General features: G+C 63.2%; 23 protein-coding genes. 5 read left to right on the top strand and 18 right to left on the bottom strand.

Going from position 1 to position 25,359, the window contains the following annotated elements; genetic code table 11:
* Window positions 1-3: 3 nt before the first annotated feature.
* From V7116_RS15680 to V7116_RS15665, 4 genes are read right to left on the bottom strand one after another with little or no spacing between them, the layout of a single operon-like run.
* Window positions 4-1,068, bottom strand: coding sequence for a hypothetical protein (locus V7116_RS15680; RefSeq protein WP_324392891.1), 1,065 nt, complete (start codon window positions 1,066-1,068; stop codon window positions 4-6).
* A 43-nt stretch (window positions 1,069-1,111) separates the two neighbouring features.
* Window positions 1,112-2,734 carry a GAF domain-containing sensor histidine kinase gene (locus V7116_RS15675; RefSeq protein ID WP_324392890.1) on the bottom strand — a complete coding sequence of 541 codons (1,623 nt, stop codon included), beginning with the start codon at window positions 2,732-2,734 and terminating at the stop codon, window positions 1,112-1,114.
* Window positions 2,735-2,759: 25 nt separating this feature from the next.
* Entirely contained in the window at window positions 2,760-3,473 is a 714-nt protein-coding gene (locus V7116_RS15670; RefSeq protein WP_324392889.1) for a deoxynucleoside kinase, read from the bottom strand.
* Window positions 3,470-4,474 carry a deoxynucleoside kinase gene (locus V7116_RS15665; RefSeq protein WP_324392888.1) on the bottom strand — a complete coding sequence of 335 codons (1,005 nt, stop codon included), beginning with the start codon at window positions 4,472-4,474 and terminating at the stop codon, window positions 3,470-3,472. The genes V7116_RS15670 and V7116_RS15665 overlap by 4 nt, the downstream gene beginning before the upstream one ends.
* 207 nt (window positions 4,475-4,681) lie before the next feature.
* Here V7116_RS15665 and V7116_RS15660 point away from each other — a divergent pair, with 207 nt between their 5' ends.
* From V7116_RS15660 to V7116_RS15650, 3 genes are all read left to right on the top strand, one after another.
* Window positions 4,682-5,284, top strand: a complete 603-nt coding sequence (locus tag V7116_RS15660) for a hypothetical protein (protein ID WP_324392887.1) — start codon at window positions 4,682-4,684, stop codon at window positions 5,282-5,284.
* A gap of 72 nt (window positions 5,285-5,356) precedes the next feature.
* Window positions 5,357-6,190, top strand: a complete 834-nt coding sequence (locus V7116_RS15655; RefSeq protein ID WP_324392886.1) for a sugar phosphate isomerase/epimerase family protein — start codon at window positions 5,357-5,359, stop codon at window positions 6,188-6,190.
* Between the two features lie 242 nt (window positions 6,191-6,432).
* The gene (locus V7116_RS15650) at window positions 6,433-6,630 is read left to right on the top strand and encodes a hypothetical protein (protein WP_324392885.1); all 198 of its coding nucleotides are present in this window, start codon (window positions 6,433-6,435) and stop codon (window positions 6,628-6,630) included.
* 79 nt (window positions 6,631-6,709) lie between these two features.
* On the opposite strand, the gene V7116_RS15645 is transcribed toward V7116_RS15650, so the two are convergent.
* The 3 genes from V7116_RS15645 to V7116_RS15635 all read right to left on the bottom strand — a co-directional run bounded on the left by V7116_RS15645 (window position 6,710) and on the right by V7116_RS15635 (window position 11,035).
* The gene (locus V7116_RS15645) at window positions 6,710-7,966 is read right to left on the bottom strand and encodes a hypothetical protein (RefSeq protein ID WP_324392884.1); all 1,257 of its coding nucleotides are present in this window, start codon (window positions 7,964-7,966) and stop codon (window positions 6,710-6,712) included.
* Between the two features lie 179 nt (window positions 7,967-8,145).
* Window positions 8,146-10,668, bottom strand: coding sequence for a penicillin-binding protein 1C (gene pbpC, locus V7116_RS15640; RefSeq protein WP_324392883.1), 2,523 nt, complete (start codon window positions 10,666-10,668; stop codon window positions 8,146-8,148).
* Between the two features lie 118 nt (window positions 10,669-10,786).
* Complete coding sequence (locus tag V7116_RS15635; protein WP_324392882.1) at window positions 10,787-11,035, bottom strand: hypothetical protein; 249 nt, start codon at window positions 11,033-11,035, stop codon at window positions 10,787-10,789.
* Window positions 11,036-11,200: 165 nt separating this feature from the next.
* On the opposite strand from V7116_RS15635, the gene rsmG reads away from it, so the two are divergent.
* The gene (gene rsmG / locus V7116_RS15630) at window positions 11,201-11,917 is read left to right on the top strand and encodes a 16S rRNA (guanine(527)-N(7))-methyltransferase RsmG (RefSeq protein ID WP_324392881.1); all 717 of its coding nucleotides are present in this window, start codon (window positions 11,201-11,203) and stop codon (window positions 11,915-11,917) included.
* Window positions 11,918-11,921: 4 nt separating this feature from the next.
* On the opposite strand, the gene recF is transcribed toward rsmG, so the two are convergent.
* From recF to V7116_RS15605, 5 genes are all read right to left on the bottom strand, one after another.
* Window positions 11,922-13,145, bottom strand: a complete 1,224-nt coding sequence (gene recF / locus V7116_RS15625; RefSeq protein WP_324392880.1) for a DNA replication/repair protein RecF — start codon at window positions 13,143-13,145, stop codon at window positions 11,922-11,924.
* Window positions 13,146-13,317: 172 nt separating this feature from the next.
* On the bottom strand, window positions 13,318-14,121 hold the full coding sequence (locus tag V7116_RS15620; RefSeq protein WP_324392879.1) for a hypothetical protein: 804 nt from the start codon (window positions 14,119-14,121) through the stop codon (window positions 13,318-13,320).
* Between the two features lie 98 nt (window positions 14,122-14,219).
* On the bottom strand, window positions 14,220-16,022 hold the full coding sequence (locus V7116_RS15615) for a PA14 domain-containing protein (RefSeq protein ID WP_324392878.1): 1,803 nt from the start codon (window positions 16,020-16,022) through the stop codon (window positions 14,220-14,222).
* 92 nt (window positions 16,023-16,114) lie between these two features.
* A complete protein-coding gene (locus V7116_RS15610) occupies window positions 16,115-17,230 on the bottom strand; it encodes a glycosyltransferase family 4 protein (protein WP_324392877.1) in 1,116 nt (371 codons plus the stop codon).
* 11 nt (window positions 17,231-17,241) lie between these two features.
* Window positions 17,242-18,126 (bottom strand): hypothetical protein, encoded by an 885-nt coding sequence (locus V7116_RS15605; protein WP_324392876.1) that lies wholly within the window; start codon window positions 18,124-18,126, stop codon window positions 17,242-17,244.
* A 121-nt stretch (window positions 18,127-18,247) separates the two neighbouring features.
* On the opposite strand from V7116_RS15605, the gene V7116_RS15600 reads away from it, so the two are divergent.
* Window positions 18,248-18,916 (top strand): TIGR03936 family radical SAM-associated protein, encoded by a 669-nt coding sequence (locus V7116_RS15600; protein WP_324392875.1) that lies wholly within the window; start codon window positions 18,248-18,250, stop codon window positions 18,914-18,916.
* Window positions 18,917-19,006: 90 nt separating this feature from the next.
* Here the strand turns inward: V7116_RS15600 and V7116_RS15595 are convergent, their stop codons facing one another.
* The 6 genes from V7116_RS15595 to V7116_RS15570 form a co-directional block, all read right to left on the bottom strand.
* Window positions 19,007-20,047 carry a 2-oxoacid:ferredoxin oxidoreductase subunit beta gene (locus V7116_RS15595; protein WP_324392874.1) on the bottom strand — a complete coding sequence of 347 codons (1,041 nt, stop codon included), beginning with the start codon at window positions 20,045-20,047 and terminating at the stop codon, window positions 19,007-19,009.
* Window positions 20,048-20,053: 6 nt separating this feature from the next.
* Window positions 20,054-21,847, bottom strand: a complete 1,794-nt coding sequence (locus tag V7116_RS15590) for a 2-oxoacid:acceptor oxidoreductase subunit alpha (RefSeq protein ID WP_324392873.1) — start codon at window positions 21,845-21,847, stop codon at window positions 20,054-20,056.
* Window positions 21,848-21,964: 117 nt separating this feature from the next.
* Complete coding sequence (locus V7116_RS15585) at window positions 21,965-22,675, bottom strand: FadR/GntR family transcriptional regulator (protein WP_324392872.1); 711 nt, start codon at window positions 22,673-22,675, stop codon at window positions 21,965-21,967.
* A gap of 152 nt (window positions 22,676-22,827) precedes the next feature.
* On the bottom strand, window positions 22,828-23,265 hold the full coding sequence (locus V7116_RS15580) for a hypothetical protein (protein WP_324392871.1): 438 nt from the start codon (window positions 23,263-23,265) through the stop codon (window positions 22,828-22,830).
* A 59-nt stretch (window positions 23,266-23,324) separates the two neighbouring features.
* The gene (locus tag V7116_RS15575) at window positions 23,325-24,263 is read right to left on the bottom strand and encodes a DMT family transporter (protein WP_324392870.1); all 939 of its coding nucleotides are present in this window, start codon (window positions 24,261-24,263) and stop codon (window positions 23,325-23,327) included.
* 102 nt (window positions 24,264-24,365) lie between these two features.
* The coding region (locus V7116_RS15570; RefSeq protein WP_324392869.1) for a hypothetical protein at window positions 24,366-25,359 on the bottom strand (994 nt) is incomplete at its 5' end.

Below are 25,359 nucleotides of genomic sequence, written 5' to 3'. Positions count from 1 at the left end.
TCCTTAGGACGATTGTGTTGTGGTGCTTTCATCGGCGGCGGGCGCGGGCAGAAGTTCCCACTCATTGGCGCTGGCATCCAGCGCCAGGATACCACCATCGCGTGCGCGCAGGTAGAGGGTCGCGCTGCCAGGATCGATTGAATCGGCCTGGAGCATCCCCTCGAACGAGACTTCCGGCGAGGCGGCCCAGCCGAGCCGCTCCTGTACGCGCGGCGTGCTGCGCCATACCAATCCGAATCCACGGATCGGCTGGCTCAGGCCGGAGGGCGGGACGAGTGACTCGTCGCGTTCGGGCATGCCATCCTCGAAGTTATCGGGATACTGCGCCCAGCCCGGCGACGCACCGTCCTCGAAGATCACGTAAATCTGATCCCGGCTTTCCACCCAGATCATGCGCCCATGCTCGAAGGTTTGCTCGGCTTCGGCTGAGCTTTCGGGTGTGTTGACCGGGCAGCCTTCGGGGGCGGGCGTGAAGAACCACGCATCCGTACAGCGCAGCGGGATGAGCAGCGGCTGTTCGACCGTCGCGCCGTTGGCGTCGGCGGTGATCAGGAAGCTGGCCGCTTCTCCGGCGGCGTTGCTCGTGCCCACCGTGAGCCGCCCTTCGCCCGCCACATCCCAGCGCCAGATGCGCTCGCCGGTATCGTCCAGCCGGAAGATGCGCGCCCGATCCGCGCCGCGCACGCTCCAGTAGAGCGTGACGTTTTCGCCGGGCATCACCGACTGCACGTCCGTCGTGAAGTATTCGACTTCCAGCCCGGCCAGGGTCGCGGGAACCGTCGCTGTGTACACGACCGGCGCAGGCGAAAACGTGGGCGCGATGATGCTGGTTGGCACAGCGCCCGGATCGACGGGAGGCGGTGGTGAGGCCGTGAAGGTCGCAGTAACGGTTGGTGTGACGACCAGGGCGACGGCGGTTTGAGTCTGGTCGGGTGTGTTGGTGGCGCTGGGCGCGACGGTAATAATCGCCGGTTCGGCTTCTGCGCCGCACCCTGCCGCTATCATCGCCACGACCAGCAGCCCGGTTAGCCGGGCCGCAGACTGCCGAAACAAGTGCACCCGGATCATGTTTACTCTACTTCCTGTGGCTCAGGAATCGCGGCGCAAGCGATCATGAAGGCGCTTTCGTATCGGCCAGGGGCGTTTCCTGGGCGGCGGATGTCTCCAGCGGCAGCGCGAAGGTGAACGTCGAGCCGGTGCCCGGCTCGCTGTGCACCCAGATGCGCCCGCCGTGGGCTTCGACCGCCAGCTTGCAGAACGCCAGTCCCAGCCCCGCGCCGTAGGGCATGTTACGCTGTTTGACGCGTGCGAATTTATCGAAGATCACGGGTTGGGCTTCGGCGGGAATACCGGGGCCGGTATCCTTGATGCGCACGTAGACTTCGTTTTCGCCGCTGGCCGTGCTCAGCGTAACCGTGCCGCCTTCGGGCGTGTATTTGATGGCGTTGTCCAGCAGGTTGATGATCACACGCTCGATCATGTCATCATCAATATACAGCAGCGGCACGTCATCGGCCAATGCCGTGCGCAGGCGAATGTCTTTGTCGCCCGCCTGCGGCTGAACTTGCAGCATCGCCCGGTTGACGAGCAGGCTCAGGCCCGTGTTCTCGCGGCTGATGAGCTTGCTGCCCTGCTCAAGCCGCTGTACGTCCAGCAGCGCATCGACCATGCGGCGCACCTGCCGTTCGGCGCGTGAGGCCAGTTCCAGCAGGCTCTTGACGCTCGGGTCGATGTCCTCGCCCAGCAGCGACTTGATCGCTTCCAGGCTGGTGTATACGTTCCCCAGCGGGCCGCGCATGTCGTGATACACCATCAGGCTCAGATCCTGGCGGAGCTGTTCCAGCGCGATCTGCGACGACATGTCGTGCTCGATCCACTGGATGCGATCGTCGTCCTTCCCGCTGTTGATGCGGCGCGCGTAGACCTGCACTGGCTTGCTGCTGCCATCTTTGGTCCACACGATCGACTGGAAGCGCACTTCCAGCCCCCGCTCCAGATGCGCGAAACGATCCGCGCCAATGGGGCCGGTGCCCATGCGGTGCACGGCGGCGATGTTGCGCGCCAGCAGCTCATCACGGGTGTAGCCCAAAAACTCATATGCGCGGCGGTTCACCTGCTGGATCGCGCCCTGCAGATCGGTGATGATGATCGGCACGATTGCGTCGTCGAACAGGGACGCAAAACGGCTTTCTGTCACGCGGGATGTTTCGAGAAGCTGTGTATAGGTGAGCGCCGTCGCGCCCATTTCCGCGATGGTGTCCGCCAGACTGATCGCGTCGGTGTTGAAGTAAGCCGGGGTGGGGTGGGCAAACGTCATCACGGCGATGACGTTTCCGGCGTGAATCAGCGGCGCGCACAGCGCGGACCCGGTCTGGGGCGACAGGGGCTCGTCCGGCAGCGCCAGCCACAGCGGGCTGGCCGTGATGTCGTCTACCGCGACCGTGCACCGGTTATAAGCGACATAACCCGCCAGGCCGGACTTCACCACCTGTGCCATGACCCCGGCAGTATGCTGGGGGTCGCCGCCGAGCGCGTAGGCTGAGTCAACTGCGTTGTTTTTGAGACACGCAATGCTGGCGAACGGCGCGCCCAGCGCCTCGGCAGTCGTGTTCAAAACACGCCGCAGCGCATCATCTGGGCGCATCTCGCTGTTCAGTTCGCGTGCCAGCCGGGATACCAGTGAAAGTCGCGTCGTGTCGCTCAACTTGGCCTGTGGTTCCTGTGCCGTCCCCATCACTGCGTTCCTCCACAACTCCTGTCTATTCTAGCATAGTTTCCGCATCACTTGCGCTGTCCGGCGTTTCGGGCCTGGGGTGGGTTCGCAGGTGGCGGATCAGGGGAGGTCGCAGGCAGTCGCGCACGCCCTGAACGATCGCGTCGCGGGCGTCGAGATCGTGTTGGAAGTCCATATCGTCGGCAGGGATGATCAGCACCTGACAACTGTCCCATCTTGCGATCCAGTCGTCGTAGAGCACGTTCAGGCGCTGTAAGTAATCAGGCAGGATGTCGCGCTCGAAGTCGCGCCCGCGCAGGTGAATGCGCGACAGCAGCGTATCGACGTCTGCCTTCAGATAGACCAGCAGGTCCGGCGGCGGCAGGAACGCGCGAATGCCTTCGTACAGGTCCTGATAGGCGCGGTAGTCGCGCTCAGAAAGCTGCCCCTGTTTGTACAGGTTGCAGGCGAAGATTTCGGCATCTTCGTACACGCTGCGATCCTGCACGACCGAGCCGGGATGATCGACGAGCTGGCGGTGATGCTGGAGGCGGCGCGACAGGAAAAAGACCTGCGAATGGAAGCTCCAGCGCGGCATGTCGGCGTAAAAATCGGCCAGATAGGGGTTTTCATCGACGGCTTCGTAAAACGGCTTCCAGCCGAATTCTTCCGCCAGGATGCCCGTGAGCGTCGATTTGCCCACGCCGATATTTCCGGCGATGGCGACGAAGACCTTGCTGCGGTTCTCGGGCATCATCATGCGTTGTTGCCCTCCGCGTCAGTCCTGGAAAGCGACTGGCTGCGCAGCAGCTTCTCGACATAGGCTTCTTCGAGGTCGATTCCTGCGTCGTTCGCCAGCCGGATGATGTGGCCGAGCACACTTGCCAGGGCCGCACGGATGGCCGCCGGGGCGCTGTCGCTTGAGCCGCTCTGCGTGGCGACCATACGCTGCGCGAAGGCGCGAGCAAGGTGGCCGACTTCTTCCTGAAACAGCAGAAAGCTCAAGGCCGGATCGGCGGCGGACGAAAGCGCGCGCTCCGTGCTGTGCAGGCGCTGGAGGTCGCTGAGCCGGTGGGCGGGTTCGTCGGGCCGTGCGCTGGCGGCTGGCGCAGGAGTGGGGCCGCTTTCCAGGCCGGGCAGCGCGGGCTGGCTCGGCCCTTCGCCCAACGCGCCCCTGATGCGCGCGAAGATGGTTTCGCGGTCTTCAGGGTTGCGCACAAAATCGAGCTGGTTGGTATCGATCGTCAGCACCGGCGCGGCGTCGAACCGGCTGAAGAAGTGCTCGTACGCGACGCGCAGGCTGTCGATGTAGTCAGGATCCATGTTGCGCTCGTAAGGACGGTCGCGCGCCGTGATCCGGTTCATGAGCGTGGCGGTGTCTGCGGTCAGAAACACGATCAGATCCGGCTGGGGGACGTTTTCGGCCAGCGCTTCGTGTACGCTCAGGTACGTTTGAAACTCGTCCCCGGCGAGGTTGACTTCGGCAAACAGGCGATCTTTCTGGAAAATATAGTCGCTGATGATGGGCCGGGGCAGGGCCGCCAGCTGGCGCTGTTGGTGGTAACGGCTGAGCAGAAAAAAGATTTGTGTCTGGAAAGCATATCGGCTGCGGTCGCCATAAAAATCACTGAGGAACGGGTTTTCCTCGAATACTTCAAGCACCAGGCGCGCGCCCGATTCTTTTTGAAACGCGCGTGCCAGCGTGGTTTTGCCCACGCCAATAACTCCCTCAACCGCGATATAAGCTGATGTGGTATTCATGTGATATTCCTGCGTTTCAGGCGTGGAAGGCTTGATGTGGCAGCGGAATGCTTCGATGCGCGCCCGGTCCCCATTCCCTTTGGGACGCGCGTGAATCCACGAAGCCCTGTCTGCTCGTCAAAAAGTATACGCGTCTGGCGCTGTAAATACCAGCCTTCGTCCGGCACGCTCCACGCTTCGGGGCGATTTTGCGCTACAATCGGCAGCATGTTGATCGCCACCGGTTTTGAACGCGTACGCACTTACGGATTGCTGGCCCTGGTTGCTGTGGCCGCCGGGCTGCTAGCCGCGTGCACTGCCTCCCAGCGAAAAGTGATCACCGCGACGCCTGCTCCCGGCGTGGCGGATGCGGCTGCCAGCGCCGTCACGCCGACCCTGCCGCCCGGCGAGCCAACCGCGCTCGAAAGCGAGATCGGATCATATGCGGACGCCACGGCGCTGCTGGACAGCGTGTGCTACGAATTTCTGGCGAGTCTCGCCGGGACGACCTGGACCTGGACGTCGCCGGACGATCTGGCCGCTTTTTACGATCGCGTGGACGAATCCGAGCAGTGTACGGGCCTCGTGCAGCGCGGAACGTACGAGTTCGGATCGCAGGTGCTGCTGGGGACGGTCGGCGCAGCGACAGGCTGTGACGCCGCTTTTCGCCTGCTCGACGCCACGCCCGGCGCCGCGTCGCAGGCCCAGCGTTACGTGGTTGAGCTGGTCGTGACATCCGGCTGTGACTATGAGCTGCTGGAGCCGCTCGTGATGGCGGTCCCTGCGCCGCCGGGGGGATCTGGCGTAGAATTGGGCGTCATCACACCCTGATCTGGCTGGTGTCAGGCGTCGGTCCAGCCTATAATGGGTCACGGAAAGGCGCACTCACCGGGAGATAACGGGATGCTGATCGCGTGCCACGCCTGGGCCTATAACAATTTGCCGCTGGAAGCTGCCCTCGGGACGATCGCACGCCTCGGCTTCCGCTACGTCGATCTGGGAACCGGGCCGCATCTCAATATCAACCGCGTGATCGCACAGCCCCAGGCGGAAGCCGCCGCGATCCGCACCATGCTGGACCGCTTCGATCTTTCCCTGACCGATTTCTACATCATGCTGCCGCACATCAACGCGCCCGATCCGGCACAGCGCAGCGCGGAACTGACCCTGTTCGGGCAGCTCCTCGCATTTGCGACGGCGCTGGGTACGCCGGGCGTCACCCTGTCGCCCGGCTTGATCCAGGCCGACGGCCCCGAGCACAGCCTCGCGCGGTCTGTCGTGGCGCTGATGCGCGTCCTGCAAGCCGCCGAAGCAACCGATCTGCGCGTGTCGTTCGAGCCGCATATGGATTCCGTTGCGCACACGCCGGAGACGTCGCTGCTGTTGTTGGAGGCCGTGCCGGGGCTGAGTCTGACGCTCGACTACGCCCATTTCGCCTGCCAGGGCATCGAGCAGGCCGCGCTGAAGCCGCTGTTGGAGCATGTCGCGCACGTCCAGGCGCGGCAGGCGGCGCGTGGGCGACTCCAAACCGCGCATAACGAGGGCACGATCGACCTCGCGCAGATGGTGCAGTCGCTGTACATGTATGGCTACCGGGGCGCGCTGACGGTGGAGTATATGACCACATTTGGCTGGCATGCCATGCAGAAGGTGAATATTACGCGCGAGACGGTGCTCACTCGCGACGCGCTGCGGGCGGCCCGCGCCAGCCTGGAGATTTTGCCCGCGCGCCGCTAAGCTCTTCTTAACGCGACCGCAGTCGATCGACAACCGCGCCACCCGGCGCGGTTTTTTTGTTGCCCCACACTTTGAATCCGCAGAGTTGTCCGCTTTTTGTCCGCTAAATGGTCCCCTACCTAATGAACGGAGTGCTTCAATCAGGCACACTAATCGTAGTGGTGCGCACCACATTTCGCTCGATGCGCGGCCCGGGTCCAGCTAACCCAGGGTGAGCGCACTTCATTCATAAGGACACGGCAATGAAGAAGCGTTATGTGGTCGTCTTGGCTCTCGCTCTCGTTCTGGCAGTGACTGCGGTTGCATTTGCCGTCGCTCCCTCCGCCCCGGACGCATCGGTTGGCAGCACCGGCGTCGCCATGCTCCGCCTGCACGTCAATTCGCACGTGGCCGACCCGGTGTGCCCTCCTCCCGGCATGGGGAGCTGCGGCGGCGGCTAGGTCGCTAAAGGGCTGCGTTTGACGCAGTGCTGAAACCTGCGGCGAGGAGCGACCTGAGTGCGCTCCTCGCCGGGTGATTCTAGGACGCGGCGTCTTGTGCCGCCTGCTCGATTTTCGCCCGATCTGCTTGCAGCAGTGTACGCACCGCCTCTTGCGTTTTGGTTTCCTTCAGCTGGTCGATGAGCATAAGCGCATCGTCCATCAGGCCGAGCGCGCGTATCGGGTCCCCGTGCATATAGGGTACCCATGCCAGCGCATGCAGCGCGCTGATCTCGCGTAGGGTCTCATGTGTAGCCTGAAAATAGGCGCGTGCGGCGTTGAGATGGCGCTCTGCCATTGCCGGACGGTTCAGCTTGTTTTCGATCAGGCCGAGAACGTGTTGGATATCGCGGCTGCTGATAGTGTCGCGGTTGACGTTGCGATAGTTAAACCACGCGGTGAGCGCGTGCCGCCGTGCATCGATCGGGCTTCCCTGGTAATAGGCTTCGTTAGCCTGGAGGTGCGCAACGGCAGCGCGGAAGTGCGGATTCACGCTGCGCTGGGTGAGGGAAGTCAGATAGTCGAGCAGTTTCATGCGATAGGTCAGCGAATGCCCGTTGTTGATCTGGATGTTACCCAGCATCAGGGACACGGCATAGGCCTGCATTCCGACGATCTCAGGCGATATGAAACACATCAGCGCCTGCTGTGCGGTGCTGAATGCCTCGGCGGGCAGGGCGGACATCTGGTAACTCAGCGCCAGCGTAAGGTATGCTCGTCCCTTAACGTATGGAAACTGGAGGCGATCCGCTTCTGTGATCAGTGTATTCGCTTCTGCCTGGGCATCGCTCAGCGAGAGATCGCGGATGCGGAGGTTGAAGCGTTCGGCGCGTGCAAGTAGTTTTAGCGGCTCCTGCTTGGTGTCGTTAGCGTATTCGAGGGCGCTTTCGATGGCCTTTTTCGCTCTCGCTTCTTCCCTGTTGGTGTAGAGATAGAGGCTCCAGGCGCGATAGACCTCGCTGATCAGAGCCGCATCCCTAAGCTCGATGGCTTTCTTCAACATGTGGACCATAAAGTTAAGCCAATCTTGGAGCCGGTTGTCGTAGACCCAATAGCGCATTTCCAGTTCCAGACCGAGCTTCAGCGCTTTAGGGACGTGCGGCCCATCGACCTCAAGTGCGCTGTCGATGACCTTCACAATCTCGTCGATTTTGTCGGCGATGATTTGCGGCGAATCTTTGTTCGTCATGATGAACGAAGTCCACGTCTCCAGGCCTTTTTCCGATGCTTTCTGAAGACGGGAAGACGAAGGTATGAATCTTGGATCGTAGTCGGACGGCAAGCCAAGATCGCCCATACTAATTGGCTCCCACGAATTTTGATCGGGTTTGTCCGTAGAGCGATGAGACATCAGTGGTCCCTCCCCACAAGGGCCATTTTTGAGGAATTTTGATCCGCCGCGCGTTAGCGAATCCATTTTAGTATAGTCGTTCTTGTGTCAAAATTGGAATGCAGAATGTAATGTGATGAAATGACTTATTCCGCCAGACCCGATGTTGGGCGCTCGTCAGGCGGAACCCAGGCCCCAACCCGGAAGTGTATATTTTCGGTCGTCAGGGTCGAACCGTCTCGCAGTGTGACCTCAGCCGTGAGATCGTGTTCGCCGGGCTGAAGCGTCCACCATGTGTCGAAGGGCGAGGCGGTCGTGGTGACCAACGGCGTGCCATCCATGACGTAGGTAACCGACTGCGCATTGGTCGGCACGGCGATGGTGAGCCGGATGCGCTGTTCGTCGTCGGGAAGCTGGGGTGACAGGCGGAACACCGTATACGGATCGGGCGACAGCAGCCGCACCGGGACCTGTTCGCCGCCGACGATCTGCGCGCCAACCGGCGGCTGCGGAATACCCTGGCGAAGCGCCCAGTCGCGCGCTTCCGGCGGCAGCACCAGATAAACACGGTCTTCGCAGTCTTCCGGCGGGGTGGTGTCGTCCGCCAGCAGCCCTGTGCGCGTATCGAGCGTGAACGTCTGGTACAGATTATCCGGCTCGGTGGGTTCGGTCCCTTCGATGAACCAGTCCCACCGCGTTTGAGGGCAGGCATCGGTAGGCAGCAGACCGGACGTTGCGCATACCTCCGCCTGTACGACGCCTTCCGGCACGGTGAATTCTGTTTCCGTCGTGCCCTGCAGCACACGCCGCATGAATTCGTTCCAGATCGGGCCTGCGCCGCTGATGCCGCTGACGTCTACCATCGGCGTATTATCGGCGTTACCGACCCAGACCCCCGTCACCAGATCGGGCGTGTATCCGACCGTCCAGTTATCGCGGAAGTCGGTGGTCGTGCCGGTTTTTGCCGCGGCGGGCCGCCCGATGTTGAGCACGCTGCCCGCGCCAAACGACGGGATGCGCGCCGTGTTGTCGCTGAGAATGTCCGTGATGAGGAACGTCACGCGCGGATCGATCACCTGGGAGGGCTGGTCGGTCGGCTTCCATTCATACAGCACATTGCCGTCGCGGTCGCGCACTTCAAGGATCATGACCGGATTCACGCGATAGCCACCGTTCGCCAACGCCGCATACGCAGCGGTCAGCTCCAGCAGGCGCACCTCACCGCCGCCCAGCGTCAGCGACAGGTCGAACCGGCTGGTATCGGTCAGCGTCGTGATGCCCAACCGCGTCGTGAGGCTGACCAGCGCGTCCAGCCCGATGTGATCCAGCGCGATCACCGCCGGGATGTTATACGACGAGGCTAGCGCCTCGCGCACCAGCACCGGGCCATGCTCGACCATGCCGTAATTGGACGGCGTATAACTTTCGAGCCGCCGCGTGACGAACGGCGTCCCGATATCCAGCACCATCGTTGCGGGGGTCCACGGATCGGGCTGCGACGGATCGAACGCAGCAGCATAGGTGAACGGCTTGAGCGCCGATCCCGGCTGGCGGGGCGCGAGCGCGGCGTTTACGGCGCCGTCGATGCGCTCGTTGAAGTAATCCGGGCTGCCCAGCATCGCCAGCACCTGCCCGGTTTCGGGATCTATCGATACCAACGCGGCGTTCCGGGCGTTGTGCGACGGCCCGCTGGCCGGGTTATTCAGCCGCTCAAGGTGGCGCTGGGCGGCGTCTTCGGCGGCATGCTGCCAGTCGAGATCGAGCGTCGTGGTAACGGTCAGGCCGCCCTCGTAGATCTGCTCGGGGTAATTACGCTCCAACTGCGTCCAGACCGCCGTCACGAAGTGCGGCGCTTCGATGGGGAAGGGCGTCGAGGCGAATTGCAGTTCCTCGTCGTAGGCCTGATCGGCCTGATCCTGCGTGATTTCGCCGTGCCGCACCATCAGGTCGAGCACGACGCGCTGGCGATCTTTTGCTGCTTCAGGATTGCTGAGCGGATCGTACTGCGACGGGGCCTGCGGTAGCCCGGCCAGAAGCGCGCACTCCGCCAGCGACAGTTCCCCGGCGCTCTTGCCAAAGTACGCGCGCGATGCCGCTTCGATGCCGTACGCGAGATTGCCGTAATACGTCTGGTTGAGGTACAGCGCCAGAATTTCGTCGCGCGAATAGTGCTGTGTCAGTTCCAGCGCCAGGATACCCTCGCGCAGCTTGCGCCGCAGCGAGCGTTCGGCGCGCTGTTCGGGATCGAGCAGCAGATTGCGCGCGACTTGCTGGGTGATCGTGCTGCCGCCCGCGACGACTTCGCCACCCTTCAGATTGATCCACAAGGCGCGCGCGACGCCTTCGATATCCACGCCGGGGTGGTGGTAGAAATTCACGTCTTCGGTCGCCAGCGTCGCTTGCACGACGCAGCCGGACATCTGGTCCAGCGGAATGACCTCATTGACGCCGGTATGCGGATCGGCAATCTGGTACAACAGCCGCCCCTGGCGGTCATAAATCCGCGTGCTGGGCAGCGCCAGCCCATCTTCGAGGCTGTCTACCGGCGGCAGGCCCACCAGCAACCACGCGTACAGCGATCCGCCCGTGACGAGCACCAGCACAGACAGCACGATAGCGATCTTTTGCCAGCGCCGCCGCGATTTCCAGGCATGCCAAACGCGTTTCATCTCGATCCATCACTCCACTGCCGGGCACGATACGCAGACTCATTGTACGCCGCCTGCGCACCCTTTGGACGGTTTGCCGGCCCACGGTTTGCCCACGCTCGGCCTGTGGAGATCCGCTTCACGGCGCGACGGTATCTGCTTCGTCGCCTGATTCTTCCCCGATCAGCTCAAGATCGCCGTCCGCTGGATCGTATTCGACACGCCACCCGGCCAGATCCGCGTCGTTGGCAAGCTCGAAGTCCGCGATGATCTCCGTCCACAGGTTCGGGTCAAGCTCGACACCGCGCATCCCAATCGGCGTGCTGATGATCAGCGTCACGCCGTCGCGGTTGTGATCGGTACGTATAATCGTGCCTCGATATCGCATGGGAACATCCTTCCTGGCGGGCGTTCTTGCCCGGCGCGGTTTCCTGTTATAATTGCTGCTCGAAAGACTTTTTTGGGTTTCCGGTTGATCCGCCACAGCGCATGGGTCGCCACCATGCGCGGCGTCCTGTTCGCACCGGGAGTGGCTGGTAAAGCGACGGGTAGAATGAACGTTGACCAACTGGTGCGAAGCAGCCGCGAGCTACTTGGCCTTGAGCTTGGCCCCGATCTTCAGCGCGCCTTCAGCATTTATGCCGACGATCTGCTGGCCTGGAACGAGAATGTGAACCTGACGGCCATTACCGCGCCCGAAGCGGTCGAGATGCGCCATTTCCTCGATTCGCTCTCGGTGTTGCGGGCGGTCTCGCTCACACCGGGTCTGCGTGTGATCGATGTCGGAACGGGCGCGGGGTTCCCCGGCTTGCCGCTGCGGCTGATCTGCCCCTCCATCGAGCTGACGCTGCTCGAAGCGACTGCCAAGAAGACCGCTTTCCTAGAGCATATCTCGAAACGGCTCAAACTGAACAATGTTCGTGTGCTGAATGCACGGGCGGAGGAGGCCGGACAGCTTCCTGAGGAGCGCGAGCGGTTCGATCTGGTGCTGGCGCGCGCCGTGGCCCAGATGCCGGTGCTCATGGAATACCTGCTGCCGTTCTGCCGGGTCGGTGGGATGTGTGTGGCGCTGAAGGGCGAGACTGCGCACGCCGAGGTGCGCCAGTCGGAGACGGCGCTGCGCATTCTGGGTGGCCACCTGGAAAAGATTATTCCCATTGAGCTGCCCCAGGTTCCCGAAACGCACCATCTCGTGCTGGTGAAAAAGGTCGCGGCTACCCCGCCGAACTATCCACGCCGCGCCGGGATGCCCACCAAACGCCCCTTGTAGGCGTCTACCCGATCGGGTCCGTCGCAGAGATAATCTGCCCCTGGCTGATCTCCCAGCGGGTGGCGGTGTTGAGGAACGCGCTGGGGAAAATATCCGGCTCGGTAGTGGTCAGCAGCACCTGCGACGCCTCGCTGACGCGGTCGAGCAGATAGGCCCGCCGCCGTGAATCGAGTTCAGCAGCGACTTCATCCAGCAGCAGCACCGGCCATTCCCCGATGGTATCGCGCATCCATTCCAGTTCCGCCAACTTGAGCGACATTACGCCCGTGCGGGCTTGCCCGCGCGAGCCGTACAGGCCCAGGTCGTGCCCGTTGACCATCAGGCGCAGCTCGTCGCGCTGCGGCCCGATGAGCGTCATGCCGCGCGCGATCTCCTCACCCTGGATCTCGGCCAACCGTGCCAGGAATTGTTCCGCGATGTCGCCCGGCGACATCTGGCGGTGCAGGTCCAGGCCGAGCACCTCGAACGACAACTGCCCGTTGTTTTCCGCTGTGGGGCTGAATCCCGGCAGATATTTGAGTTCCAGGTCTTCGTCGCCGCCGGAAAGCTCGTCGTGAATCCGCCGCGCCTTGACTTCCAACTGGCGCAGAAGCTGCTGCCGTCCGGCGACGAGCGTCGCGCCCGATTCCGCGATCTGGTCGTTCCAGTATCCAAGCTCGCCGGGGCTGGCTTCGCGGTCGGAAATGCGCTTGAGCAGCGCGTTTCGCTGGGTGAGCACCTTGTCGAACATCGCCAGCGCGCGGCAGTATTCGCCGTCCGTCTGGCACAGCGTGATGTTCATATAGCGCCGCCGCTCGGCGGGCGCGCCCTCGACCAGCGACAGATCTTGCGGCAGGAACATCACCACGTTGATCTGCCCGATCAGGTCCATGACGCGGCGCGGCACGCCGTTGATTTTGACCTGTTTGCGGAAGCGGTCGCTGTCAGTGCCGCCGTTCTGGTCGAGCGAGATGACGACTTCGACGCGGTTGAGCGATTCGCGCGCGCTGGTGATCTCGGCGGCGATCCGCGCGAACGGCAGAATGTCCCGCTCCGCGTACCAGTTGATCAACTGCCGGTCGGAGCTGGTATAGGGCGACCGCGACGTGGCGAGATAGTAGATGGCTTCGAGCAGGCTGGTTTTGCCCTGCGCGTTGGCGCCGTGCAGCAAAATCGGCCCGGGAGGCAGCGTGACTTCCAGGCGCGCATAATTGCGGAAATTTTGAAGAGAAAGATGTTCGATTCGCATGAATAAAAACGCGATCTGGTTCGCTCGGCAACCCTGTTAAGTATACCTCGCTGTGTCCCGTAATCCCACCCGGATCTGCGCCTGTGCGCCCCGAAACTGCCGCGTGATTGCTCGTGATGTAGGAGTGTGTCACGCGGATCGTAGACCGTGTGTTAGCACCCGCTTCGGCAGGTCAGATATCCAGCAAAACGGGTACACCCAGCCGGAATGCCAGGTAAACGGCGTACAGAAATTCCTTGAATGCGGTAATGCTGCCATCGTCGGCGGACTGGTGCGTATGCTGGAAGGGAACGTTTTCGTCCAGCCATGCCTGCGACGGCGGCGCAGCGAGCTGCATGATCACGTCCGCTTCCAGGTCCGGCGAGATCGCGCCGAAGAACTGGAGCAGCAGCGAGCCGTGCGCGGGGTAGATCGGGCCGGAAAGGAACAGCATCTCGAAGATCTGGTCCCCGGTGATGGTCACACCGCCAAATTCGCGGTCGGGCGGGGTATCGCTTTCAAAGAACACGCCGGGGTCTTTGCGCAGCGTGGCGGCGTGCTCGCCCGTGTAATTCATGTCGATCAGCGCGCGCTGGAGCAGCATGTAGGGCAGGGGATGCTCGTTGTCGGGCAGTTGCGCGATCATCCAGCGTTCCGCCTCGTACGAGATCGGATAGTTGATCGTGCCGACGCAGCCGAATGGCACGCCGATCCGGTTAGCCGGGCAGCCGACGCAGTAGGGCTGGTACGGGATTAGTTCTTCGGCGGCATCCAGCAGATTCTGCACGATGACGATTTCTACTTCTTCTTCGCCGTCGGGCGTGCGGCGTACCATCTCGAAGCCCATATCTTTCGGCGCGCGCTGATCGCCGCTGTCACGGTAGAGCTTGATGATCGCGGCGGCGCGGTCGCGGCCCTTCAACCGGCCCATCAGGCCTTCGAGCGTGAGCGCGCGCTTTGGCTCGCAGTCATAGTGAATTTCGTAGTCAATCGCCATGTAACGGTTGGCTCCTGAGCATGCAAGGGACGAAAAACAGCGCCCCACGCAATAGGGCGGTGGGGCGCTTGATTTTACCCGTGTTCGGAGGCGCTGCGCTAGCGGATCTGGAGATCCTCGTAGCGGCCTTCGATGATCTGGACGTACGGTGAGCTGACCCAACCGGTCTGCCCGTCGATGTTGATCAGGTACCACGCGCCGTTGGTGTTGCGCCCTTCGATCACGAACTCGGTGTTCCCGGCGACGCTGCCGATGTCCTGGCCGCGCACGCTGGCCGCGTCACGCAGGACGATGTTGCTGTAGGCGCGACCGCGCACCGTGATCGGCTCGCCGCTTTCGGTCAGCGGCACGAAGATTTGACCGGCGGGCGGCGCAGGCATGATCTCGTTGCTGACCACGAGGTCGGTGATCCAGCCCTCAACGAACGACACGTTGGGCGAATAGACCCAGCCGCGAAGGCCTTCCCAGTTCATGAGATACCAGCCACCGTTGCGGCTGATTGCCTCGATGTTCATGATCGAGTTCTGCGGCACGTTGGCGATGACCTTGCCCCGGTTGCTGGCGGCGTCACGCACGGGGAGCGCGTTCACGGCGCGCCCACGGACCGTCACCTGGACCGGTTCCGGCGCGGTGACGACCGACGCCGCCGCTTCCGGCTCGACCTTCGGGATCTTGGTCACGAAGTCCGGCTCGTCGCTGTAAAGGTACACCCAGTCGTTGCTGACCCAGGCAGTCGTGCCGTTGTCCAGCTCGATCAGAATCCAGCGCATCGTGCCCAGCGCGCCCACAACCTTGTAGTTGTCGGGATAGTTGATCTGCGTAACGACCGGGTAGCCAGTCGAGGGGCCGGTGCGCACGTTGACGCCGTAGCCCGTCGCGGCAGCCCAGATCGGCTTGATCGGGACAGCGGTCGGCGCGGCAGGGGCCGCAGCGGCGCTGCTCGTATCGCCCGACCCGGTGCCCGCGTACCATTCTACCAGCGCGCCCGCAGGCCCGGACGATTCGTAATATTCCACGCGCAGCACGTGATCCCCGGCGGTAAGCTGGTTCAGCGTGGTGGTATAGGTGGCAAAGCCGTTCGCTGCGCCGTGCCACTCGTTGATGATTTCCGTGACATCGACCCACATGCGGATGCCATCATCCGCGCCGACACGGAAGGTCCAGACGCCGGTCGTGGGGAAGTTGACCGTCGCGGTCCAGCGCGCGCTGAAGTTGTCGGCCTGGATCGCGCCGTCGGGGGAGCCGGTCGCCCAGTTGAAGTCAATCTTGCCGTCCGTGCGGCTCAGAGCCGGGTTGCCGGAGAGATCGGTGTTATTGAAGTACTGCGCGCTCCAACTGGCGGCGCTGTTCGCGCCGGTCGTGGAGGACGTCGCAGAGGCCGGAGCAGCGGCGGCGGGCGCGCCTGACGTGCCCTGGTACCACTGGGCCTGAACGCCCGCGTTTCCGGTGGCTTCGTAATATTCTACCTTCAGCTCGTGCGGACCGGCGGTCAGCGCGTCCAGCGTGACGGTGTACGTGGTGTACCCGTTCGGTGCGCCGTGCCATTCGTTGATGATCTGCGTCACGTCGATCCACATGCGGATGCCGTCATCCGCGCCGACGCGGAACGTCCACTGGCCGGACGCCGGGAAGTTGACCGTCTGCGTCCAGCGCACGCTGAAATTGTCGGCGGGCACGGCGGGGTCGGGCGAGCCAGTCCCCCAGTTGAAGTCGATCTGGCCGTCCACGCGGGTCAACACCGGAGTACCCGTCAGATCGGTGTTGTTGTAATAAGAAGCATTCCAGTTGGTCCCCGGGTTTGCCTCGGCAACGCGTGCTGGGCTCGACGGAAAAACAATCATGCCCAGAAGCAGCGCCAATGCCGTCACGGCAACCAGAAGGGGCGTAAGGTGTCTTCGCATTATGGTTTCCCAGTCTCTTAGTAAGCCGGAACAGTGATTCTCTGGGATTATAAAAACTGGGTTACTATCCCGCAACATCGCATCAGAGCGCGTTAAGGGGAAGTTCCTGCAGCTTGTTCGAGGGCGTGCAGGGCGGCTGCGGCGGCGTTCTGCCATGTGAAGCGCTGCGCCTGCTTGACTCCGCGCGCGACAAGGGTGTGGCGCAGCGTGCTGTCAGTCACAATTTGCGCGATCGCGGCCTGAATGGCGTCCGTGCCGCGCGGGTTGACCAGCAGCGCGGCGTTCCCCGCGACTTCCGGCAGAGATGACGTGTTGCTGGCGATGACCGGCACGCCGCACCGCATGGCTTCCAGCACGGGGAAACCGAAGCCTTCGTACAGGGTGGGGAACACCAGCGCCAGCGCGCCGCTGTACAGCGCTGCGACGTCTTCATCGCGCACGTAGCCCGTCTCGATCACACCATCGACACCCTGCGTCCAGGCCGGATCGTACAGCCAGCCCGGCGATCCACCCAGCACCAGCGCAATGTCGGTCACGCCGGACTGCGTGCGCCACTGCGCATACGCCTGCACGATCCGCGCGATGTTCTTGCGGGGCTGCAGCGTGCCCAGGAACAGCAAATAACGCTCCGGCAGGCCGTACCGCGCCCGCATGCCGGCTAGCGTCGCCGGATCGGTCACGCGGGCCAGGGTATCGTCCAGGCCGGGATATACGAGCGTGATCCGGTGGTCGGGAATGTCGTAGTGCGCGGCCAGATCACGCGCCGTCGCCAGCGAATCGACCAGCACGCGGGCGGCCCGCCGCGCGCTGAAGCGCGTAGTCCATTCCAAATAGCGCCGCGCGCGGGGTGGGTGCGCCGAAGGGAAATAGAGATAGCCGAGATCGTGCACAGTGACCACGCCGCGACCGGGAAAAACCAGCGGCAGCGTATGTGCGGGCACAAACGTCACGTCGGGGCGGGCGCGCCACAGCGCCGCCGCGAAGCGCGTATGCGTCCAGGCGCGCGGCCAGGGGATGACGTGCAGCGTGACGTTAGGCTGTGCCGGGAACAGATCGTCCGGCGGCTGGTCGCGGAAATAGAGGTGAAAGTGATGCGGCGAGTCCAGCGCGATCAGCGCGCGGATCAGTTGCAGCGCGTAGTTTTCCGTGCCAGTTCGCCGCGCGGTTGTGGTCCGGCTGGCATCGATGGCGATGGTCAGCGCTGGCATGGCGCGCCTGCCTACCCGGTGCGGCGGCGGAACGCCAGCGGCAGCAGCCCGATACCCAGCACCGCCAGCAACAACGGCCAGTAATCGGCGGCGTTGTCCAGCCGGTCGAGGTCCGTGTTGCCGAGCGTGGTCCAGAACGCGACCCCGCTTGCCACGAACATAAACAGGCTCAGCAGCACCAGCCGCCCATCGTGAACGCGCTCGATGAGATACGTGAGCAGCAGCGAAACGCCGAGCGCAATGAGCAGGATCGGCCACCATTCGCCCGGTTCGGGCGTCTCTTCCATGCTCGCCACCAGCAAGCCTACTGCGCTCGCCGTGACCCATACGGTCAGCCCGACGAACAGCAGTCCCCGCTCGCGGCGTCCGAATACAAGACTGTGCAGCATCATGCTGGCGGCTACTGCCAGCACCAGCCCGCCAATCAGCGCCGGAGCGTCGAGATCCGGCAGGCCGTTGACGTTTTGCTTGTCCGCGATCAGGTACCCGCCCATCGCCAGGAGATACAGCGCGAGCGGCAGCATGCTGATCTGGTTCGCCAGGCGGCGGCGGAAGCTTTGCGCGCGCGGCTGGCGCAGACGCTCACCTTCGCCCAGCTCCGACGGCTCGCCCGCGGCGGTGCTTTCCGCGCCGGACTCGGCATCCTCGGAATCCTCAGGCATATACGGGATCGCGCTGGAGATTTCGACATCGTCGATCGCGCTGTCGACTTCGTCTGTTTCGTCCGCCCAGTCATCGGGTGGTGCGTCTAGCACGTCTTCCGGCGCGGCGACGCGGTCCTCGTACGTTTCTTCGAGCGCGTCTTCGGGTTCAAATACTTCATCGTCACCGGCTTCCAGCTCGCCGGATTCAGAAGGTTCTTCGTCTTCTGGCGGCCACTCACGTTCGTCGCTCATGGGCGTATCCTCCGTGCACTATTGTAGCCGGGCCGGAAGCGTTAGCAAGCAGCGGTGCGCTTATGCCGCGTTTTGCGCATCAGGGTAGTCTGCCGTCGCCCGCGCTGGTATAATGCGCCGCATGAACCAACCACTCACCCAACAACGCATTCGTGTGGCCTTCACCAAAGAAGGCCCGTACCGCTTCATCGGTCACCTGGACCTTGCGAAAGCCTGGGAACGCGTCCTGCGCCGCGCGCAGATCCCGCTCGAATACACGCAGGGCTTCAATCCGCGCCCGCGTATGCAGTTCGCAGCGGCGCTGCCCGTTGGCGTGACCAGCGAAGACGAGCGCGTGGATATCTGGCTGACCGAGCATCTCCACGAGGGATTCGAGGAGACATGGATCGAGCGGCTGAACGATGCCAGCCCGGCAGGGCTGCGCACGCGCCGCATCGAGGACGTGGCGATCAAGGACGACGCGCTGCCCACGCTGGTGACCAGCGCCGATTACGTCATCACTCCACGCGATCCCGCGCTGACGCCGGACGTTCTGCGCGAGCGAGCGGCGGCGCTGCTGACGGCTGAAAAACTTGAGCGCGTGCGCGGCAGCAAGAATGAGAAGGTCTACGATCTTCGCCCCTTGATCCTCGACCTGCGCCTGATAGAAGACGGCGCTTTGCTGGCACGGTTGGTGACAGGCGAGCGCGGCACCGGGCGCGCCGACGAGCTTCTGGACGCGCTGGGCATCGCGCTCGATCAGACGTTGGTGCACCGCCGCCGCCTCTATCTCGGCGACGAACCGGCGTAAGCACGCGTATTGCACACCCGACGCAAAAAAACAGCGGCGATCCGGATGTTCCGGATCGCCGCTGCTGCGTTCAGGGTTCGCGCGTGCCGGTTACTGGCAGCACACCAGCTGCGACATCAAATCGTCCAGCGCTTCGCGCGGCGGGCGTAGTTGGCTGTTGCTCAGGTGGGCCAGCGGCGTATCGACGAGGTGGCTGGCTTCGGCCAGCGTCGCCCGGTTTTCGTCCAGGTAGATCAGCCCGGTGATGAACTGCTGTTCCTGGCGCGCTTCTTCCAACAGGCGGAACGCGGCCAGCTTGTTGGTCGGGTCGTGCTTGTCAGGATCGAGCTGCTTCAACATCAGGTGCGAGCCGTCATGCAGTTCCACGGCCATCTGTTCGCCGGGATTCATCGCATCGATCTGAATCGGTTCCAGTTCCGGCACGAAGGTGATGTCTTGCAGCGGTTCCTCGTGTACCTTGCCGTACGGGTAGCTCTTGGTCGAGCTTTCGTGGTTGTTGAACGTGACGCACGGGCTGATGATATCCAGCACGGCAGTGCCCCGGTGGCTCAATGCCGCCTTGAGCAGCTCGCGCACCTGCTTCGAATCGCCCGCGAACGAGCGCGCCACGAACGTCGCGTCGGCGGCCAGCGCCTCGATGCACACGTCGATGGGTGGCAGATCGTTGATGCCCGCGTATTTCAGTTCCTGCCCGATGTCCGCCGTGGCCGAGAACTGGCCTTTGGTCAGGCCGTACACGCCGTTGTTTTCCACGATGTAGACGATCGGCACGTTGCGGCGAACCATGTGCTTGAACTGGCCCAGGCCGATGCTGCCCGTGTCGCCGTCGCCGCTCACGCCGACTGCGATCAGATCGCGGTTGGCGGTCGTCGCGCCGGTGGCGATGGCGGGCATACGCCCGTGCAGCGCGTTGAAGCCATGCGAACGTCCCAGGAAATAGGCCGGGGACTTACTGGAGCAGCCGATGCCGCTCAGCTTGATGACTTCGTGCGGGTTGATGGATAGCTCGTAACAGACCGCAATGATCTGGTTGGAGATGGAGTTGTGACCGCAGCCCTGGCAGAGCGTCGAGGGGCGGCCCTTGTAGTCGTTTCGTTCCAGGCCGATAAGATTTACGCGTGTGGCACCCATGATTACCTAGCGCTCCTGTTCTAGCAGCGATGTCGTCAGCCAACGTGCGGTCAAAGGAAGCCCGTCCGAATAGGCGAGGGAGTGAACGCGCCCGGCCAGTTCGGGATATTCCATGTGCAGGATCTTTGCCATCTGGCCATCCCCGTTGGCTTCGACGACGTAGATCCGGTCGTGCGCGGCGATGAAGTCGCGCGTTACGTCATTGAGCGGCAGCGCGCGCAGCCGCAGATAGCTCGTTTCGACGCCCTGTTCCTTGAGGCGATCGCGTCCTTCGATGACGCACGCGTCGCTGGTCCCGTAGGCGATGATCCCGATCTTCGCGCCGTTTGCGAGGTTTACTTCAGGCTGCGGAACCAGTTCGCGCGCCGTGTCGAACTTGACGTTCAGGCGATGCATATTGGCGAGCCAGTCTTCCGGGCGCTCGCTGTAGACGGCTTTTTCGTTGTGGCCGGTTCCGCGTGCAAACCATGCGCTCAGCGGGTGATCCGTGCCCGGCAGCGAGCGGTAGCCGATGCCATCGCCGTCCACGTCTTCGTAGCGGGCGAATTTCCCGGCGCGCTCGATGTCTTCCGCCGTCACCACTTTGCCGCGATCCATTGGCTCATCGGGATATTCAAAGACCTTGCCCATCCACAGGTTCATGCCCAGGTCCAGGTCGAGCATGACGAAGACGGGCGTTTGCAGCCGCTCCGCCAGATCGAAGGCTCGCCAGCCGAACTCGAAGGCTTCCTCCAGGCTGCCTGCCAGCAGCATGACGTGCTTCGTGTCGCCGTGGCCCAGGAAATAGGTCGAAATGATGTCGCCCTGCGAGGTGCGCGTCGGCAGGCCGGTGCTCGGCCCCATACGCTGCACGTTGAAGATGACGGCGGGTACTTCCGCGTAGTAGGCCAGTCCCGTGAACTCGGTCATCAGCGAGATGCCGGGGCCGGAGGTTGCGGTCATGGCGCGCGCGCCTGCCCAGCCTGCGCCGATCACCATGCCGATTGCGCCGATTTCGTCCTCGGCCTGGATGACGGCATAGGTCGCTTTGCCGGTTTCTTTGTCCGTGCGTAGATGCTGGAGGTATTCGCGGGTGGAATCGACCAGACTGGTCGAGGGCGTGATCGGGTACCACGCAACGACCGACACGCCGCCGAAGACCGCGCCCATCGCCGCGGCGGAATTGCCGTCGAGCAGCAGCATGCCTTCGGTGCGGTCCATCGGCTCCACGAGGTACGGATCCGCTTTGGCGAGGTGATCCTGCGTCCACTCGTACGCGGTGCGCACGATGGACATGTTCAGATTCACGGGCTTGGCTTTGCCGCCGAAGTGGAAGTTCAGCGAGAACTCGATCTCGTCAAGGCTGATGTTCAGCAGCGTCGCCAGCGCGCCCACGTAAACCATGTTGGCGACATATGATTTCAGGGTGACCGGTGCTTCCGATGCGTCTACCAGCGCCTTGACCGGCAGCGGGTAGTAGATCACGTCGTCGCGGCTGCGGTTGATGGCCCATTCTTCAGGATAGAGGCACACCCCGCCGCTGGATAGGTTCGCCAGATCGTCCGCGATGGTCTGCTCGTTCATGGCGACCAGGATGTGATAGTCCTCCAGCCGCGCGATGTAGCCATTTTTACTCAGGCGGATGGTGAACCATGTCGGAAGGCCCTGAATGTTAGAAGGGAAGATGTTCTTCCCGTTGACCGGAATCCCCATTCGGAACAGGGACCGCAGGATGACCGTATTGGCCGTCTGGCTGCCGGAGCCGTTGACCGTGGCGATCATGATTTGGAAATCGTTGATGACCGGCTCTCGCTCGGCCATTACCGATTCCAGAGGAGAGCTTTGAACGTTGCCCATCAATCTTTGCTCCTAAGTCTATGACGTCTGCCTCTGCCCGGTGCAAAAACCGCGCGGTGCATCCCCGCGCGGGCTTGGTTGTTACTCGAAAAGTCGGTGACCCATTGACGGCGTGTCAGGGATCGGCATTCGCTCCTTGTCGGGTGTATAGCGCAGTAGTCCCATGTGTTCTTCCAATGCGCGCCGGCCCGCTTCAAAATCGCCGCGCGCCACGCAGTCCACCATACGTTGGTGATAGTCCCAGACCTGCCGGTGATAGGCCAACTCCGCGTAAAGCGAAACGCCAAACGCCTTGTAAACCGCCCAATAGGCTTCCAGCAGTCCCTGGACAAATGGATTTTCCAGGTGTTTGAAAAACATCAGGTGAAAGCTGCGGTGTTCTTCGAAGGGCACGACTGCCGGGTGCAGGTTGAGCTTGTCGCACGCCCGCGCGACGAGCGCGCGCAGCGCCGTAATGTCGTCGGGGGTGAGCTGGCGCACCGCTTCGTGCCAGAACCCGAGTTCGATACTTTTGCGGAGCAGGGTGAAATCCTGGAAATAGCTGCGGTCGAGGGCGACGGCGTAGAGCACGCTCAGCGTGGCCGCCGGGCCGAAGGAAAACTCCTGCACCTGGGTTCCGGTGCGCGGCTTGACCTGGACCAGCCCCAGCGTGCGGGCGACTTCCAGATCTTCGCGGAGCTTGCTGACGCTCACGCCCAGTTCTTGACTCATCTCGTTAATCGTCGGTAGACGGTCGCCGGGCTGTGCCTGATGCTCGATGATGTAACGTAGAATATCCGAGTTAAGAGCCAACGCTGAGCGCCTGCTTCCTGATCGTTTGAATGATCTGATCAATCGGATTAATTAGATTAATCAGAGGTTACATAAGCACATTATAGCGCAATACGCCTCCGGCGCAAGCGCTCTATTGTGCAGTTTTGTGGGCTAAAAAGGGGAAACTTGTGCTATTCGCCCTTGGGGGGCAGCCATGCACGGTACTTGGAATCATCCGAGGATGTGCTCTCGCCGCTGCTGGTGCCGTTGGAGGATGGCGCAGCGACCTTGTCTGCCGCGGCAGGTTTGGCCGCGCTTGGGGGTGCCGACGTTGTCGGCTCGTCCAGCAGGCGGGCCGTTTCCGACATCAAGCGTGTGGGGGAAGACACGGAGCGCAGCTCGCGCGCGCTGCGTCCCAGTTCGCGCGTGGCGTCCATGATTTCTTTGCCGTCCGGCCCCAGCTCTTGTTCCACTTCGGCCATCATGTCGTCCCACATCTTGCGGACTTTACGCACGATGCGGCCAGCCTCGCGCGCCCATTTCGCCGTATTCTCAGGTCCGCCGATCACGAACATGACCAGCGCAATGATCAACATTTCAGGCAAACCTACGCCAAAGATACCGTCCATCGTTGCCTCTCACCTTACAAAACTCTCTATGCGCAGTCTAGCCCTCAGAACGTTTTTTTTCAAGATTTCGGTTGCGATTTGCGGCTGGCGACCCCGATTCCGCCCAAAATGAGCGCCGACCCGACAAGCTGCAGGGCCGCCGGAGCTTCGCCCAATACTACGAACGCCAGGATGCCGCTGCCCACAGGCTCGCTCAGCACGATCAGGCTCACATAGGCGGCGGGCAGAAAGCCCAGCGCCACGTTGAGCAGCGAGTGCCCGATCAACTGCGGGACCAGCCCCATCAGCAGCAGCCACAGGTACGCCTGATTGGGGAGCCCGCCGACCTGTACGCCGCCCAGCACGACCACGGCGATCAGGAAGGACGCGCCCGCCGTGTAGACCAGCCACGTATACACGATCGCGTTCAGCCGGGTGCGGACGCGCCGCCCGATGATGAAGTAGACCGCGAGCATCCACGCGCCGAACAGCGCCAGCCCGTTGCCGAGCAGCGGCTTGGCATGCGCTGCCGCCTCGCCGGAACCGCCCGCCAGCCCGACGAGGATGCCGCCACCCAATGCCAGCAGCAGCCCTGCGATGGTCCAGCGTTGGATCGGCTCCTTGAGGAACAGCGGCGACATCAGCGCGACCCACAGCGGCGACGTGGTGACCAGCACGACACTGTTCACGACTGACGTGTATTCCAGCGATTGGATCCACGAAGCGAAGTGCAGCCCCAGCGTCAGCCCGGCGATGGTGGTCCATACGAGGTCGCGCCGGGAAACAGCGCGCAGGGCGGGGCGGTGGCGCGTCAGTACGACCGGGGCCAGTGTCAGCGAGGCCACGACCAGACGGCCTGCCGCCAGGAGCAGGGAAGGCGCGCCTTCGTCCTGGGCCAGCCGTACGAACAGCGCCGCCGTCGAGATCGCGGCGATTCCGGCGGCGAGCAGGGCGTAAGGCTGCCAACTTCCCGTCGGTACGGCTTGAGCGCTTGGAATTTCCTGGGCTTGTTCGGCCATCGGACCGCCTGCCTTGGGAGCGAAAAAGGGTGAATGGGGCACGGCCTGCCCATTGTAACAGGCACTTGGGCGCTTGTCTTGGGTTATGCCCGTCCTGGCAGATCAGGATTGGGCGCGGAGCGCATACACGACGAAGCCGTGCGGCGGATCGCTGTAAACGACCCGGATGTCGATCTCCGCCCGGCGCAGCGCATCCAACCACGGCCCGGCGTCGGCGGCAGATGGCACGGCCAGATAGCGTACATCCGTTTGCTGCCGCATTTCACCGGCCAGATCGTCGGGCAGGGGCATATACACCGCGCGGACGCCGGGATCGTCGCCCAGATAGTAGGCCAGCTCCCAGCCCAGCCAGTGATCGTACACGATCTCACCCCGCAGCGTCGTGTTCAGGTAGTCCGCCAGCCGGTCGATCCCGGTATACGTGCTGCGGCTGTCGGTGAGCGGTGTCTCGCCGCGCAGGGTATTCATGGTTGCGGGCAGCAAGCCAACGATCAGGGCCGCCGCACCGGCTGCCGCCACCACTCGCCGCGCGCCGACCGTTCGCCACAGTCCGATCGCGGCACGTGCCGCCAGCAGCAGCAAAAACGGGACCAGCGAGTGCAGGTAGCGGTCGTAGGTGTTGAACGCGACCAGCCAGTACCAGCCGATGAACGCCAGCGTGAAGCCCGCGATGCTCCAATCTGCTGTCGTGGCGCGCGACCGGCCCCGGCGCAGCCCGGCGACCAGCCAGATCAGCACCACAAGCCCGATACCCGCCGCCAGACTCGCTGTCCCAACGGAGGCGGCCAGCCAGTGTCCCCATGCGTCCAGGCGCGGCCATATCTCGTCCGACCGGATCAGCCGCCCCGGGGCGTTGCGAGCCACCGCGAGCGTATAGAAGCTGCGCGGTGCGCGCGCCAGATCCCACAGCGCCAGCAGCGCCACGCCGCTCCCCAGCGCCAACGCAAGTCCACGCCCCCGCCGCATGATGTCCCTGCTATACCAGTCCACGCGTGCCGTCGCCGCCAGGCCGAGCGCGATCACCAACGGCAGGCACAGCGCGGTGGTCGGTTTGCATGCGATCGCCAGCGCCGCCGCGCCTCCGGCCCATGCCCAC

The organism is Aggregatilinea sp., from assembly GCF_036822615.1.
Taxonomy (GTDB): Bacteria; Chloroflexota; Anaerolineae; order Aggregatilineales; family Aggregatilineaceae; genus Aggregatilinea.
Note: the sequence above shows the minus strand (reverse complement) of the source record. Positions and strands in the feature narration are given on the sequence as shown.